This window comes from Vibrio tapetis subsp. tapetis (assembly GCF_900233005.1).
Taxonomy (GTDB): domain Bacteria; phylum Pseudomonadota; class Gammaproteobacteria; order Enterobacterales; family Vibrionaceae; genus Vibrio; species Vibrio tapetis.
The window spans coordinates 2,148,556-2,162,458 of the sequence record NZ_LT960611.1; the positions used below are offsets into that span (position 1 = coordinate 2,148,556).

13 protein-coding genes and 1 tRNA gene are annotated in these 13,903 nt (G+C 42.5%); 8 read left to right on the forward strand and 6 right to left on the reverse strand.

Annotated elements, in window-relative coordinates; all coding sequences use genetic code 11:
* Positions 1–2: 2 nt before the first annotated feature.
* Together VTAP4600_RS09525 and VTAP4600_RS09530 are read right to left on the reverse strand one after the other, a co-directional pair.
* A complete protein-coding gene (locus VTAP4600_RS09525; protein ID WP_102522585.1) occupies positions 3–1,286 on the reverse strand; it encodes a carbohydrate ABC transporter permease in 1,284 nt (427 codons plus the stop codon).
* Between the two features lie 9 nt (positions 1,287–1,295).
* Positions 1,296–2,522 (reverse strand): sugar ABC transporter substrate-binding protein, encoded by a 1,227-nt coding sequence (locus VTAP4600_RS09530; protein ID WP_102522586.1) that lies wholly within the window; start codon positions 2,520–2,522, stop codon positions 1,296–1,298.
* Positions 2,523–2,932: 410 nt separating this feature from the next.
* Here VTAP4600_RS09530 and VTAP4600_RS09535 point away from each other — a divergent pair, with 410 nt between their 5' ends.
* From VTAP4600_RS09535 to VTAP4600_RS09560, 6 genes are all read left to right on the forward strand, one after another.
* A complete protein-coding gene (locus VTAP4600_RS09535; RefSeq protein WP_102522587.1) occupies positions 2,933–3,976 on the forward strand; it encodes a porin in 1,044 nt (347 codons plus the stop codon).
* 22 nt (positions 3,977–3,998) lie between these two features.
* The gene (locus tag VTAP4600_RS09540; protein WP_102522588.1) at positions 3,999–5,030 is read left to right on the forward strand and encodes a UDP-3-O-(3-hydroxymyristoyl)glucosamine N-acyltransferase; all 1,032 of its coding nucleotides are present in this window, start codon (positions 3,999–4,001) and stop codon (positions 5,028–5,030) included.
* 20 nt (positions 5,031–5,050) lie between these two features.
* Entirely contained in the window at positions 5,051–5,455 is a 405-nt protein-coding gene (locus VTAP4600_RS09545; protein ID WP_102522589.1) for a hypothetical protein, read from the forward strand.
* A 34-nt stretch (positions 5,456–5,489) separates the two neighbouring features.
* Positions 5,490–5,969, forward strand: a complete 480-nt coding sequence (locus VTAP4600_RS09550) for a glycosidase (RefSeq protein WP_102522590.1) — start codon at positions 5,490–5,492, stop codon at positions 5,967–5,969.
* Between the two features lie 124 nt (positions 5,970–6,093).
* Positions 6,094–7,215: an ABC transporter ATP-binding protein gene (locus VTAP4600_RS09555; RefSeq protein WP_102522591.1), complete on the forward strand. Its 1,122-nt coding sequence runs from the start codon at positions 6,094–6,096 to the stop codon at positions 7,213–7,215.
* A 49-nt stretch (positions 7,216–7,264) separates the two neighbouring features.
* Positions 7,265–9,244, forward strand: a complete 1,980-nt coding sequence (locus VTAP4600_RS09560) for an alpha-amylase family glycosyl hydrolase (RefSeq protein ID WP_102522592.1) — start codon at positions 7,265–7,267, stop codon at positions 9,242–9,244.
* A gap of 124 nt (positions 9,245–9,368) precedes the next feature.
* Here VTAP4600_RS09560 and VTAP4600_RS09565 read toward each other — a convergent pair whose 3' ends face one another.
* The 3 genes from VTAP4600_RS09565 to VTAP4600_RS09570 form a co-directional block, all read right to left on the reverse strand.
* Entirely contained in the window at positions 9,369–9,581 is a 213-nt protein-coding gene (locus VTAP4600_RS09565) for a hypothetical protein (RefSeq protein WP_102522593.1), read from the reverse strand.
* Positions 9,582–10,063: 482 nt separating this feature from the next.
* Positions 10,064–10,393 carry an MFS transporter gene (locus tag VTAP4600_RS26200; protein WP_231897780.1) on the reverse strand — a complete coding sequence of 110 codons (330 nt, stop codon included), beginning with the start codon at positions 10,391–10,393 and terminating at the stop codon, positions 10,064–10,066.
* Positions 10,354–11,268, reverse strand: coding sequence for an MFS transporter (locus VTAP4600_RS09570; protein ID WP_231897781.1), 915 nt, complete (start codon positions 11,266–11,268; stop codon positions 10,354–10,356). Before VTAP4600_RS09570 ends, VTAP4600_RS26200 begins: the two co-directional genes overlap by 40 nt.
* 199 nt (positions 11,269–11,467) lie before the next feature.
* On the opposite strand from VTAP4600_RS09570, the gene VTAP4600_RS09575 reads away from it, so the two are divergent.
* Both VTAP4600_RS09575 and VTAP4600_RS09580 read left to right on the forward strand, forming a co-directional pair.
* Positions 11,468–12,358, forward strand: coding sequence for a helix-turn-helix domain-containing protein (locus VTAP4600_RS09575; RefSeq protein ID WP_102522594.1), 891 nt, complete (start codon positions 11,468–11,470; stop codon positions 12,356–12,358).
* Between the two features lie 335 nt (positions 12,359–12,693).
* On the forward strand, positions 12,694–13,680 hold the full coding sequence (locus tag VTAP4600_RS09580) for a cytochrome-c peroxidase (RefSeq protein WP_102522595.1): 987 nt from the start codon (positions 12,694–12,696) through the stop codon (positions 13,678–13,680).
* 79 nt (positions 13,681–13,759) lie between these two features.
* On the opposite strand, the gene VTAP4600_RS09585 is transcribed toward VTAP4600_RS09580, so the two are convergent.
* Positions 13,760–13,836: transfer RNA gene (locus VTAP4600_RS09585), tRNA-Arg, on the reverse strand.
* Positions 13,837–13,903: the final 67 nt, after the last annotated feature.

Below are 13,903 nucleotides of genomic sequence, written 5' to 3' on the forward strand. Positions count from 1 at the left end.
AATTACATGCCCACATCGTCTTTAAATGAGTTCATTCTTCTAAACTGCCATATCGCGATGCCAGACAAGAATAAGAAAATAATAATCGAGATCACCGATGCAATTTGATATTGCTGGAAATCAAGAGTCAGTTTGTATATCCAAGTAATCAAAATATCGGTATGACCTGCAAAACGATACTCAGGGTTAATTGGGCCACCTTCGGTTAATAGGAAAATAGCGCCGAAGTTATTGAAGTTATGGGCAAACGTCATCACCAAAGAAGGCGCAACTTGGTGCAATACCATTGGCAAGGTTATTTCCCAGAACTGCTGAAATTTATTGGCGCCATCCACTTCGCTTGCTTCGTATAGATCAGCAGGAATATTGGTTAATGCTCCGGCGATCAACAGCATGAAATAGGGTGCTCCCACCCACACACTCACCGCTATAACAGTAAACTTGGCGAGTATCGGGTCAGACAAAAATGCAACAGAATCAAACCCCCAGCTATTTAGCGTTGCGTTAACAGGCCCGACTCCATTAAGCAATAAACGGAACATCAACAAAGTAACAAAAGCCGGGATTGCATAAGGTAGAATAAAGATAAAGCGCCATGCTTTCTTCGCTTTAATCTTCTTATTCTGCAAGGCCATCGCAAGGATGAAACCAAAGCCACACGTGCATATTGTGGCAAAAAATGCCCAAAGTACTGTCCAGCTAGCAACACCAAAGAAGGTACTGGACCAAATCTTTAGCTCAAACAGCGAAAAGAAGTTCTTAAAACCGACCCAATCAACCAAATTTCTTGGCGGTATATGGTTTGGTGCCGAGTAGTTAGTAAACGAAACCAACACGGTGATGACGATCGGCATGATGATGAATGCAATACTCGCAATCACAGCAGGAGACAGCACAATAAACGCAAACTTACTGTCATAGATTTCCTTTAGCTGTTGCCACACAGACAAAGAGGTGCGCTCACATACTCGTGCATCTTTCACGTTAACAACGTAAATACAGGCAACAAGGAAGAGGGACATCAGTCCGATCACCCCTTCAACTAACATGAAGATTGAATGATCGCCGGGTATCACCTTAAAGCCCTTACGAACTTGCGCGACATCACCTAAGCTCACGAGCCCTTTTAGCATCACAACTAAATCAGGTAGCATGAGCAAGGTAAGAACCTGCAAGGCAAGAAAGAGCACCCCTTTAACCCAATGCCCCTTTTGAATCTGAGTCGCGCCCATTATCAAAATCGAGGCAGGCACTTTTGGCACCACTTTGGTATCAGTTAACTGCATAAATCCTCTTTATTCCTGTAGCTGAATCTGCTCTTGGATAATTGAATATGCTCTGTCTAATGCTTCTTTTGGCGTTTTATTACTTACCCACAAAGCGGTAATCGCACTCGCCATTGGCGACCAAATGAAGCCCATTTCTGGAATCGACGGCATCGCATCGGCATAATAACTTTGAGTGATGATCGCGTAGGTTGCCTCGTCGGCATCCACAATGATTTCTTCAAGTACTGACTTGATAGGTGGAATAGATTGGGTCATTTCATAACGCTTGGTCAGCATTTTAGGCGACGAAATATAATCGGCGAATAGTTGAGCAGCACGCGGGTATTCCGTGTATGAAGACACGACCGCTAAGCGTACGGTTGAAAATGTTCTTGGTTGCTGGCCATCCAGTGTTGGCATTGCAACAACGCCGAAATTCACACCCGAATTCTGATAGCCTTGAATTGCCCAAGGGCCATCAATAATCGCTGCAACTTTTCCCTCGTTAAATAAACCACGGCGAACCTGAGGGTTGCGCATGTCGTTTGGATTTGAGTTATTGGCTGCTTGCAACGTTTTCATCGCCGCTAGGCCTTGTTGTGCCTTTTCGGAACTGATGCCAATATCCTTTGCATCTGTACCTTGCTTACCAAACTCATACGCTCCATATAAACTCACAAACATTCGTGATTCGTAGTAATTCTGAATATCCCAAAGTAACGCGTACTTATGCGCTTTCTTGTCATTAAACGTCTTGGAAAATTCCACCAACTCTTCAAACGTCTTTGGGGGATTAGGTAAGAGGTCTTTGTTATAGAACAACGCGGTGGTGGCAAAGCTAACCGGAAAGCCGTAATCGATACCCTCCGCTTTTGCAGCTGCAATCGCATTATCCATAAACGTTTGTTCTATTCGCTCAGCTGAGACTAAGTTTTCCATCGCGCCACCAGCAACAACCAAGCGGCCAAGTAGGTCATGCTCTATTTCCGCTACATCTGCAACGCGTGCTGAACCGCCGTCTTGAATTAGGCGTGATGCTGAATCAATGGGTGCTAACCCACGAAAAGAGAAGCTCACGTCGTAGCCAAAGTCTGCATTAAATTCCTTTGCCGCATACTCCATATAGTCGACGGTTGTCTTGTCTGTCCAGATGAGTAGTTCAGCGCCTGATTCCGGTTTTATTTCTTCAGCATTGGCCATGCCTCCCATAAATACCGACGCTAATAAAGCAGTTGCTAATAGATTTTTGTTCATGCCTACACCGTTTCCGTTACATGTGGTAGTTCATAATGTACTACTAGATTAATTCTGTTCAAACGTAAGTCAATATTTAATCGGAAAAACCAAATGACAATTGTGACAAGCATCACCATTACAGTGGTTAAAAGGCTTTATAAGCAATATTCCAATCGCTTATTAAATGAATCAACCTTAAAATAACGAACACAAAACCCAATCGCTCGGTGAATCCAAAACACCAATATTTGTGACGCAAATCAACAAAACAAAGCTACGTTAGTGACCAAACTCTCATTTAGGAACGACTAGGGAAGAAAAACAAATTTAAATGCAGAACAATAATTAGGCGTTCGACGTGAACTACTAATTTTTTAATTGGTCTTAGCTCTTACTCGCAACTCTGGATGAGTTGATAAGGAAATGTTGTGAACAAAACATTAATTTCGGTATTGGTGGCAAATGCACTTGTTGTTAGTACCTCTGCTTACGCTGCAAATAATCAACGTGGATTTACAGTCGAAGACAGTATCTACGATTCTGTTCTAAACGATGCAATGCAATTTGGCGGTCATATTGGTACATCGTATGAATACGAAGAAAAAGACGTTACTGATTTCGCTTCTTGGGGCGGGGATTTTACTGAGAAAACTAAGACCCATGAAATATTTGGTGTGTTCTATAAGAACTCTAAATGGGATTTATCGGCTCTATATGCTCTTAAACAAGTCAATCGAAATAAAACAAGTAAGAAATCCAATGATTCAGAACTAGAGGAATCTTTCAAACACCTAATGTCACTAAACAAAGGCTTTGATCTTGGTGACGGTTGGACTACTGGATTGATCTATGACTTGGAATACACTCGCGGGAAAATCTATAGCACGAGTGGTACGAAAGGGTTAGGGATCAGTAAAGCTGAGCACAGCGTGCGCCCTTATCTAACTTATTGGAATAACGAGTACAACGCGGGGGTCTATACCAACCTTGAGTATCTTTACAATGATGAAGACAAAAATTCATGGGGTACTCGTCAAGAGAAAGGTTACAGCTTCTTAATTAAGCCATACAAACGCATGGGTAACTGGGAGTTTGGCGTAGAACTTTATTACCAAATCAAAGATAACGATGCGAAAAACGGCGATGGTACTATCAACGAAGTCAGTGACTTCACGGAAAAGTATGCTGAGCCAATTGTACAATACAGCTTTGAAGACGCTGGTGCCCTTTATGTCAGAACTCGCATCGGTGAAAACAAAACAACTGTCTCTGATGGCTGGGCAAAAGATTCAGAATATTTCAAAGATATTCGTAAAGCGACAGTCGGTTATGAACAAGCCGTTGGCGACGACTGGTTAGTCAAAGCCGAATACGAATGGGCAAAAGACAAAGAAACGTTCACTCAAAAAGAAGGGGAAGAAAAAATCGTTGAACAAAACACTTTCTTCCTCCAAGCGCTTTATCGTTTCTAATTTAACTTAAAGAGAAGACATTATGATTAAAGTTTCGGAACTTGCCGCTATTATCGGGGGAGAAATAGTTGGAGATGGCGTAAATGAAATTTCATTTATTCGCCCTATTCGTAGCCACGAAAAAGGTGGCTTAGCGATCGTATTCGCTAAGAAAGATCTTAAGGCAATTTCCGAAACTTTCGCTGATGTCATCATCGGCCCAAAAGATGTATTAAAAAGTGACGCAAAAGTAAAAATCGTCATCGAACAATTAGACACAGAAAAGCTAAACCACTTATTAAAACTGTACAAGGTTCATAAGTATCAGCTTTTCGATCAAGGAAACACCTCAGAATCACCTGACGTCTATGTAGGTAAGCACTGCACCATTGGTGAACATTGCCATTTCATGCCTGGTGTAAAAATCATGAATGGCGTAACCATTGGCAATAACGTGGCTATCCATGCCAATACCGTCATTAAAGAAGGCACCATCATTGGCAACAACGTCACCATCGATTCAAACAACTCTATTGGTAACTTTAGCTTTGAATACATGGCCGGAAAACGTAACCGATACGAACGAGTAGAAAGTGTCGGCCGAGTGATCATCGAAGACGATGTGGAAATTGGCTGCAATAACACCATCGACCGAGGCACCCTTGGCGACACCATTATTGGCCAAGGCACTAAAATCGATAACCTAGTGCAAATTGGCCATGACTGCCACATCGGCAAACACTGTTTACTCGTGTCTCAAGCAGGGTTTGCAGGCCATACCATCTTAGAAGATAACGTGATTGTTCATGGGCAAGCAGGCACGGCGGGCAACTTAACCATAGGCAAGAACTCGGTGGTTAAAGCTAAATCTGGCGTCAGTCACTCATTCCCAGAAAACAGCGATCTATTTGGTTATCCAGCAAAAGATGCGCGCGCTTATTACAAGAATTTAGCGGCACTAAACCGCTTAACTCTGAGCCATGATAAAGCAAAGCAACAGAACAAGAGTAACCCGACCACCGAAGAAACAGCCGCGCAGGCGCGCAAAGGGCTGTTCGCCAACTTATTCAAATAACAAGCATAAGGCGATACGTAATGATGGATGACAACTTTAATTTGATCGAATCTACGATACGACTCGATAAGCACAATTTATTTCTTGAACTGAATGACGGTAGCCGCCTGTTTCTGCCAAAAAGCCAACAAGAAAAACTCCATCATTATGTAGACCAGAAAGTCGATTTCGGGATCCGCCCTGACTTTATATCCATCGCTGAAGAAAACGATCAATTGAATACTATTCATGGCGAATTGACCTCGCTTGAAACCAAAGACGGTTTTCAGCTTGTTCATTTTAAAATCGCCCACAAAGAAATGATATCTCGCCTTCGCTATAGCGCCCTAGCCGCTTGCGATATCGGGCAATCGTTGCGCTTTAATTTTGATACCTTTTTTAGCCACATATTTGACCAAGATACTCAAGTTAACCTGACCATTTAATATCGATATACAAATAACCATTAGGTGAATAATGATGAAACGTACATTAATTTTAACGGCTCTTTTATCTGCAACATTAATGGGTTGCGCTAGCACCAGTGAAGAAGCAACGACAGCACAAATTGCGTCAGGCCCATTTGCTGACTGTAACTTGCCAACGGTTGAAGAACGCGGGCCAATTCGCCCTTCTTTATACGTCGTAGGCACCTTCGCCGAAGGCCAGTGGATGCACAATGAAAACCACCAAATGGCGCACAAAGGCGACGGTATTTACCAAGTTGTCAGCCAAGAAACAGCCGGTAACGTAAGCCTGCAATTCGCGACAATGAGTTGGAACCCTCAATACACCGCAGCGGGAATGGAAATGACCGTCGGTTATGAAAAACAACTCAAGCGCGGTGGTTTCGCTAAGAACACCGTGGTCAACATTCCAGAAGACGGAAAATACCTTTGGAGCATTGAAATCTCTAAAGACAAAAAACCCGTACGAGCACTCGTAATGAAGTGCCAGTAAGCTTTTTCACTCTGGCGCGTTAGCTACTGCCGTTAGCGCGCCTTTGTGTCTTTACCCAGTGAATCATTGAAATCACTCAGTAAATATACAGTTATTGGAAACACCACCGAATGCGGAGTATCAAATGGCAACGGTAAGCCTACGCAAAGTAGAAAAACAATATGAGAACGGTTTTAAAGCGGTTCACGGCATTGACCTAGATATCAAAGATGGCGAATTCATGGTTTTCGTTGGGCCATCAGGCTGTGCAAAATCCACGACTCTACGCATGATTGCAGGCCTTGAAGACATCAGTGGCGGCGAAGTGTTTATCGGTAATCAAATCGTTAATACACTTCCTCCCAAAGATCGTGGTATCGCGATGGTATTTCAAAACTATGCCTTGTACCCACATAAAACCGTATTCGACAACATGGCATTTGGCCTAAAAATGCAGAAAAAGTCGAAAGAAGAAATCAAGCAGCGTGTTGAAGAAGCCGCTGAAAAACTTGAAATAACGGACTTACTGGATAGAAAGCCAAAAGAGATGTCTGGCGGGCAACGTCAACGAGTCGCGGTTGGTCGCGCTATTGTGCGTAAGCCAGAAGTCTTTCTTTTCGATGAGCCTTTATCTAATTTGGATGCAAAGCTGCGTGTATCAATGCGAGTTAAAATCGCTCAACTCCACCAGTCTCTCAAAGAGGAAGGCAATCCAGCGACCATGATCTACGTAACCCATGATCAGACGGAAGCCTTAACCCTTGGCGATCGAATTTGCGTGCTAAACCAAGGCAAAATCATGCAAGTCGACACGCCATCTAATTTATATAACCGCCCTGAAAACAAATTTGTCGCCAGTTTCATTGGTTCTCCTGCCATGAACTTGGTCGACACCGTTTTACGTCAATCTGGCGAGGACACGTTTGTTGAAATTGCGCCCGATGTGCGCATGTACATTCCACTCGATAAGCAAACCAAACTGCAAGACTTTATTAATAAGCCCGTCTGTTTTGGTATTCGCCCTGAACATATCTCTTTGGCAGAAGAAGGCGACTCATTCAATGCATTTGAAGGCGAATTAACGGTTGTTGAGAATATGGGTAACGAGAAATATCTTTACTTCAAAATTGGCGGAAAAGAGCTGATCGCCAGAGTGAACAACCAAGATATCACCACCTCAGATATTGGTAAGAAATTCCGATTTAATCTAAATACGGAGTTTTGCCACATATTTGATTTTATATCAGAACAGAACCTTACGATTTAATGGAAACCAATTTATCGCTTTTTAACTAAACTGATTCGGGGGAATCACCATGAAAAAAACAACCATATTATGCACCGCGATACTGGCCTCTTTGGCCGCGAGTGCATCAATGGCAAATGTTGTAGATACGAACTCGGTCTTGGCTTCAGCAAGTCAAGCTCAAGCCAGTGAGACATTTTTAGACTTCCGACAAGAGACAATCTACTTTGTTTTTTTAGATCGTTTTAGTGATGGTGATTCCGCGAACAACACAGGTAATAACCCTGCAACTTATGACCCCAACAACCTCAAGAAATACGTTGGTGGAGACATCCGTGGCCTTATTAATAAACTGCCATACCTAAAGTCGATGGGCGTAACCGCTATTTGGATTACTCCACCCGTTGATAACGCAGACAACACAGATAAACACGGCGGCGCCGGATACCATGGTTATTGGGGGCGCGACTTTTTCCGCGTAGACGAGCACCTTGGCACAATGGATGACTTCAAAGAGCTCACCGCTAAGATGCACAGTTCTGAGTACAACATGAAAATGGTCTTGGACTACGCACCTAACCATTCTAGTGGTAATGATGAAAACGAATACGGCGCTCTATATCGCGATGGACAATACATAACGAACTATCAAACAGACGTTGCTGCTGGTACTGACTGGTATCACCACAACGGTGGCGTTACTGACTGGACTGACTGGAATCAAGTCCGTAACTACAACTTATTTAACTTATCGGATTTCAATCAAGCAAACCCGGCCGTTTATAAGTATCTATTAGACGGTTCCAAGTTTTGGATAGATGCCGGTGTCGATGCAATTCGAATCGATGCAATTAAACATATGGATAAAGCGTTCATCCAGAAATGGACAACCGACATTTACGATTACTCAAAAACAATCGGCCGCGAAGGATTCTACTTCTTTGGTGAGTGGTTCGGAGCCAGTGCTAATACAACGGAAGGGATCGATGGTTACGCGATTGATTACGCAAACACTTCAGGTTCTGCCCTTCTCGATTTTGGTTACCGAGATACGATGGAGCGTCTGCTTACTAATCGTCCGGGTAATACGATGCAGACCCTTAACGACTATTTAGTAAAACGTTCAAACGTATTTAGCAGTGATGATTGGCAAGTGGTCTTTTTGGATAACCACGACATGGCGCGAATCTCGACCGCATTGCGCTCAAACGCAAGTACTTTTGGCCCTGGCAATAGTGAACAAGGGGGTAATCAGTCTGCTGATTTTGCTAAAAAGCGTGTCGAGTTGGGCTTAGTCGTCACTATGACCGTCCGAGGGATCCCAGCCATCTACTATGGTACTGAACAATATGCGGCAAACTTTACCACGAACGCATTTGGCCAAGTGGGAAGTGACCCTTACAACCGTGAAAAAATGCCAAGTTTTGATGAAACCACCGAAGCATTTGGAATCATTAAAGCGCTAGCCGATCTACGAAAAGTCAGCCCTGCCATTCAAAAAGGCAGCTATACGCAACGTTGGGTTAATGACGATATCCTTGTTTATGAACGTAAATCAGGAAATGACGTCGTTGTCGTTGCTGTTAATAAAGGCAACAATCAGTCAATTAATGTCGCAAACCTTGGCTTAGCGAATGGCTCTTACACCAGTTTGGTAGGTAGTGATGTTGTCTCGGTAACATCTGGCGCAGCAACACTTCATTTAGACCAAAATGAATCTATTGTTTTACACGCTAAAGGCAGTGATGAAACCAATCTTGTTGATGTGACCTTCACATGTAACAACGGCCAGACTTCATTCGGGCAAAGCGTTTACGCAGTGGGTAATCAAACTCAATTAGGCAGTTGGTTGCCAGCAGGTGCCATTAAACTCACACCGACAAACTACCCTTCTTGGCAGGCAACGATTTCAGTCCCTAGTGCCGCGAATATCGAATGGAAATGTTTGAAACGTTCAGAAGCTAATCCTACCGCATCGGTAGAATGGCAAAGTGGTGCGAATAATACGTTCAACAGCAGTCAAGTAACATCGAGCACTGGCGCCTTTTAATCAATGGTCTGTTTAGACTATTAATGTAAAGGTTACGTTGGTAAGAAAATATCCAAATTATGCGCCGTGATTACGCATGAATATTGGGTATTTTTAAGTGATGTTTAATCTACGAATACGTCAGTTAAGCGCTTTGAACCATAAAGCTGCCTAGCTGGCGTCCTTTTCTATTCAGGATTTGTCCTTTACCTGATTGTTGGCAATAGTGAAATTCAAGGTCAATATCTGAAACTTTTCCAAGTACCAGCACGTGCCTCTTTAAGATATCGCTATTGAGTTGGTGCATTTTCGACGTCCAGAAGACGTTGTTTTCTCTAATATTAAAATCTACTGTCATATCTCTCTTATTTTTTGCTTACGTTGTGGTTTTTTTGAAACCAGAATCTCTTACGACCGGCTGAACGTGCCATATTTGTCCTCTCTTAAATTAATTATTGAAATACGCATTTTGAATAGCATTAAATAACAGGCTCAGAACTCACCGACTGGTACTTCCTTAACAGGAAATAAGTCGAAGGATCAGAACAAGCGATTGCTATCTTGCACACATATTTTAACGGGTTATAAAAATTATCGAATCTGAATTTGAAGCTAAGGGAAACACTAGAACTGCTACTACGAGGAAGTTGGAGGGTTTTGCTTTACTTTTTTCTTTCAATAAATGGCTCTGCTATCAGAGCGGGGAGGACTATCCCATAAGAGTTTCAATTTGTAAAGCGATTATTTAAATTATTTCACAACAACAGAGCGCTCACTAAACCAACAAAAATACTCGAAATCAACCCACTGAATTTCGAGCATTATTACTTCTTTTTGGCGCTAAGAGCGCTTTAATACTAGCTTGTCCTTCACAGAGCTCTTCTTACAAAACGTTAAGTAAAAATAGCCCATCAACAGAAAAGCACATGCGGTCGCGCCAAAGCTCACATAAAGAGTTGTATAGTAATTATATTTTTGTGCGACTAGCCCTACTGAAACGCTAGACAGCAAAATACTCACCTGCATCAAGTTTGAAAATAATGTCGACGCAACACCGAGTTGATGTTTCATTCTGTCCTGCAGCGCAACCATACCGAGAGTCGCAATGATTCCGATGAATATTCCGTTGACTATCTGCAGCGCAAAAAACTGCCACATCTGGCTCGACATAAGCATGCCCATAAAAAGGTCGCACCAACAGCAGAAGCCACCAACAGCAGCCGATACACACCAAACCTTTCAGACAGTCGACCCGCTTTAAGCATAACTGGGATCTCGCAAAGCGCCGCACAACCAAAAAGCATCCCCGCCCAACTCGCCCCGACACTCAACTCTTGGCTAAAATACAGTGGCATAGAGGTAATATATAGATTATTTGCAGCGAACATCGCCAATAAAGCTGCACTTAGCAATAAAATAGGCCCATTTTGATACCATTTAAAATCGACTTTTTCAGCAGTCGACGTCTCCTTTGTTGTTTCACCATCAGGCAGAAAAAAGTACACCACAACAATAGTAACGACGACCATCAACCCCGACGCCATGAACGACGCGGAAAATCCAAATGCCCCTTTTAAAACAAACGCAATCGGCGGGCCGAATACCCATGCGACCGCCATCCCTGCGCGCATCGTAGAGAGAAATGTCACCCCATTTTCTTTCAAATATTCATCGGCGTACTCGCGCCCAAGAGCAAACAATTGACCGTAAATAGCCCCACTTACGCTTCCGAAAAAGAAAGCAATACCAACAGCAAGATAATAATTATCTAAAAAGGCGAAGCTCACCACGGTGATGAAATAACAGCTAAACGCCACCAGCAAGATTCTTTTTCGTCGCCAACTTTTATCGGAGTTGTAAGCAATAAACTGAGACATCACAACCGAGCTTACGACCGCTAAGATCATATACGCACTTAGCATGTAAGGGGTTGCGCCCAAATGCTCAACCATAAAAACACTTGAGAGAGGATAGAAAAATGAGCCACACAAGCCTGATGCAAAGGTAGTCAAAATAAATAGCATAGCGGTTCTGTCAGCAAACATACGGCCTCCGTTGTTTGATTAAATAAACAATTAACATTCCATCAAGTGTGGCCACACCCATGATTTGCGTTCATTTTAATCAAGAACGACTCGCATTATTGATAGGAATCCGTCGTCAATTGATACTTTTCTCCCAAATTACCGTCAATTATTGAATGAATAATATATATTATTGATGAGATAACGATTAAGGCACGTCATGAAACCGCGTATAGAAAGCATAAGCAGTAAAAACAATTTCAACTGGATGGTGAAGGAGTATTGCTGTTCAGTACCTAAGGCTGAGTTTCAATGCCCATGGCATTATCACAGTGAATACGAGTTGGTCATTTACCGCGATCCATGGGATGCATTTCAAGGGACTTGCTTTGTCGGGGACTACATCGGACCAATATTTCACAATACCTTGGTCTTATATGGCCCAGGATTACCGCATATGGTGGCGGGTAAAATAGACGGTTCAGAAGACAAGCCTCAACATTCACTGATCTTATGGTTCAGCCATGCCTGGATTGAGTCAATCCTTAACAGCGCTCCGGAATTCGCGTTATTCAAGAGCATACTCCGGCGCTCAGGCCATGGTTTGCAATTTAGCAAAGTCACTTCCGATAAAGTCTACCAACTGCTGTCGGGCATTAACGAACTTGCACCACATCACCAGTTTTTACGCTTAATAGAGAGTTTAACCTTACTCGCTGATGACAATAAAAGTATAGAGATGTCGGCTCGAAGTTATGGAGCCACAGAGCATTTTGAAGATAACGAACAACATAAGAAAGTCGAACTCGCTCGGCAATACTTGGAAAATAACTATCAAGATCCCATCAAGATCCGCGATTGCAGTCGTGTACTTCACATGAGCGAAAGCTCGGTTTATCGCTTATTTGAACGACACTTCAATGAGAGTTTTTCTGAGCACTTGAAAAGCTTCCGAATAGGTAAGGCGTGTGAATTGTTAGTCAATTCTCAAGTCCCTATCTCGCTAGTCGCAGAACAATCTGGCTTTACTAATTTGTCCAATTTTAATCGTCAATTTAGAACCATGAAGGGCATGACACCAAGGGACTTTCGAGTACAGTTTAATCGATAGCAGCATAGTGACCAAGTTTAGGGGGAATTCCTCCAATAAATAGTCCAATTGCGACTATACTTTTAATTGGCTACAAGCATCATATTGATTTAAATCAAAGAGCAATACGATAAGAAATACCCCCCATTATGTAAAGAAAATGTTGTAAACCCCTTCAAAGCCATATTTTACGCATTGTATGAACTCGACCAATTTTAATATCGATTTTTGTCATAAAACCCATCGAGAATTTGCGTTTTATTCCTTTATTGGCTTGCTCTAACTTACCAACCAAAGCACATAAAAATAAATGTGTAACTCTAGTGAGAAAATACGAACCAGCCAAGGAAGAAACTATGAATAAGCAACTCACAGTATGTGTTTTAGCCTTCATATCAATAAACGCATATGCTCAACGCCAAGATCAAGAACCGATTAAAGTCATCAAGATGGTTGATGGTTTAAATATCCAAAAAGTAGAATTAGGCAAAACCTTATGGTTTGAGCCAAGGCTTTCTGCTTCCAATACCATCTCTTGTAACTCATGCCACAACCTAGCAAAAGGTGGTGTAGATAACCTCCCAAGCTCTATCGGGTACAAATGGGCTATCGGTCCGATTAACTCTCCAACTGTATTCAACTCTGACTTAAACTTTGTACAGTTTTGGAATGGACGCGCGGAAAATTTGCAAGCTCAAGCGGCCGGTCCAATTGAAAATCCGCTAGAAATGGCGCTAACTCATGAACTCGCTATCGATACTCTTAAGTCTATCCCTGAATACCGTACTTGGTTCAAACAAGCTTACAACACAGAAGATTTCGGAATCACTGAAGTGACCGATGCCATTGCAACATTTGAAAAAACACTACGCACACCCAATGCACAATTCGATAAATGGCTACAAGGTGACGATAGCGCATTAACGTCCGTTCAGTTAGAAGGTTATCAACTGTTTAAATCGAAAGGATGTACAGCGTGTCATAGTGGTCCATTGGCAGGAGGTGAAATGTATCAAAAAATGGGGCTAGTAAAACCATTTGATACTAAAAACCCTGATGAAGGGCGTAAAGCTATTACAGGAGAAGAATTCGATAAATTCGTGTTTAAGGTACCAACTCTTAGAAATGTGGAACTAACCTATCCGTACTTTCATGATGGCTCAGTATGGGATCTTCAACAAGCAGTAGAGCTTATGGCAAACATTCAGTTAGGCCAGAAGCTAACTAAAGATGAATCAGGAAAAATCACTGAGTTCTTGAAAACTCTAACAGGTGAGCAGCCTCAAGTAATACTGCCTAACTTGCCTCCATCGACGATTGAAACCGCTAGACCAAAGATATAAATGTCTAACGATAGCTCTTAATTTCAAACATAAACGACAAAAGCCTGACAACTCTAGGAGTTATCAGGCTTTCTAAATGTGGTACGCCCTGAAGGATTCGAACCTTCGACCACATCCTTAGAAGGGACGTGCTCTATCCAGCTGAGCTAAGGGCGCGCTACAGGGAAAGGATTATACGAGTTGAGCGCCCAAGGTCAACGGGTTTATCTAACATTCTGATCTG

Coding starts and splice junctions, on each gene's coding strand:
- VTAP4600_RS09560 (WP_102522592.1), top strand. CDS start 7,265: ATGAAAAAAACAACCATATTATGCACCGCGATACTGGCCTCTTTGGCC.
- VTAP4600_RS26200 (WP_231897780.1), bottom strand. CDS start 10,393: ATGTCGAGCCAGATGTGGCAGTTTTTTGCGCTGCAGATAGTCAACGGA.
- VTAP4600_RS09555 (WP_102522591.1), top strand. CDS start 6,094: ATGGCAACGGTAAGCCTACGCAAAGTAGAAAAACAATATGAGAACGGT.
- VTAP4600_RS09525 (WP_102522585.1), bottom strand. CDS start 1,286: ATGCAGTTAACTGATACCAAAGTGGTGCCAAAAGTGCCTGCCTCGATT.
- VTAP4600_RS09580 (WP_102522595.1), top strand. CDS start 12,694: ATGAATAAGCAACTCACAGTATGTGTTTTAGCCTTCATATCAATAAAC.
- VTAP4600_RS09540 (WP_102522588.1), top strand. CDS start 3,999: ATGATTAAAGTTTCGGAACTTGCCGCTATTATCGGGGGAGAAATAGTT.
- VTAP4600_RS09575 (WP_102522594.1), top strand. CDS start 11,468: ATGAAACCGCGTATAGAAAGCATAAGCAGTAAAAACAATTTCAACTGG.
- VTAP4600_RS09570 (WP_231897781.1), bottom strand. CDS start 11,268: ATGTTTGCTGACAGAACCGCTATGCTATTTATTTTGACTACCTTTGCA.
- VTAP4600_RS09550 (WP_102522590.1), top strand. CDS start 5,490: ATGAAACGTACATTAATTTTAACGGCTCTTTTATCTGCAACATTAATG.
- VTAP4600_RS09565 (WP_102522593.1), bottom strand. CDS start 9,581: ATGACAGTAGATTTTAATATTAGAGAAAACAACGTCTTCTGGACGTCG.
- VTAP4600_RS09545 (WP_102522589.1), top strand. CDS start 5,051: ATGATGGATGACAACTTTAATTTGATCGAATCTACGATACGACTCGAT.
- VTAP4600_RS09530 (WP_102522586.1), bottom strand. CDS start 2,522: ATGAACAAAAATCTATTAGCAACTGCTTTATTAGCGTCGGTATTTATG.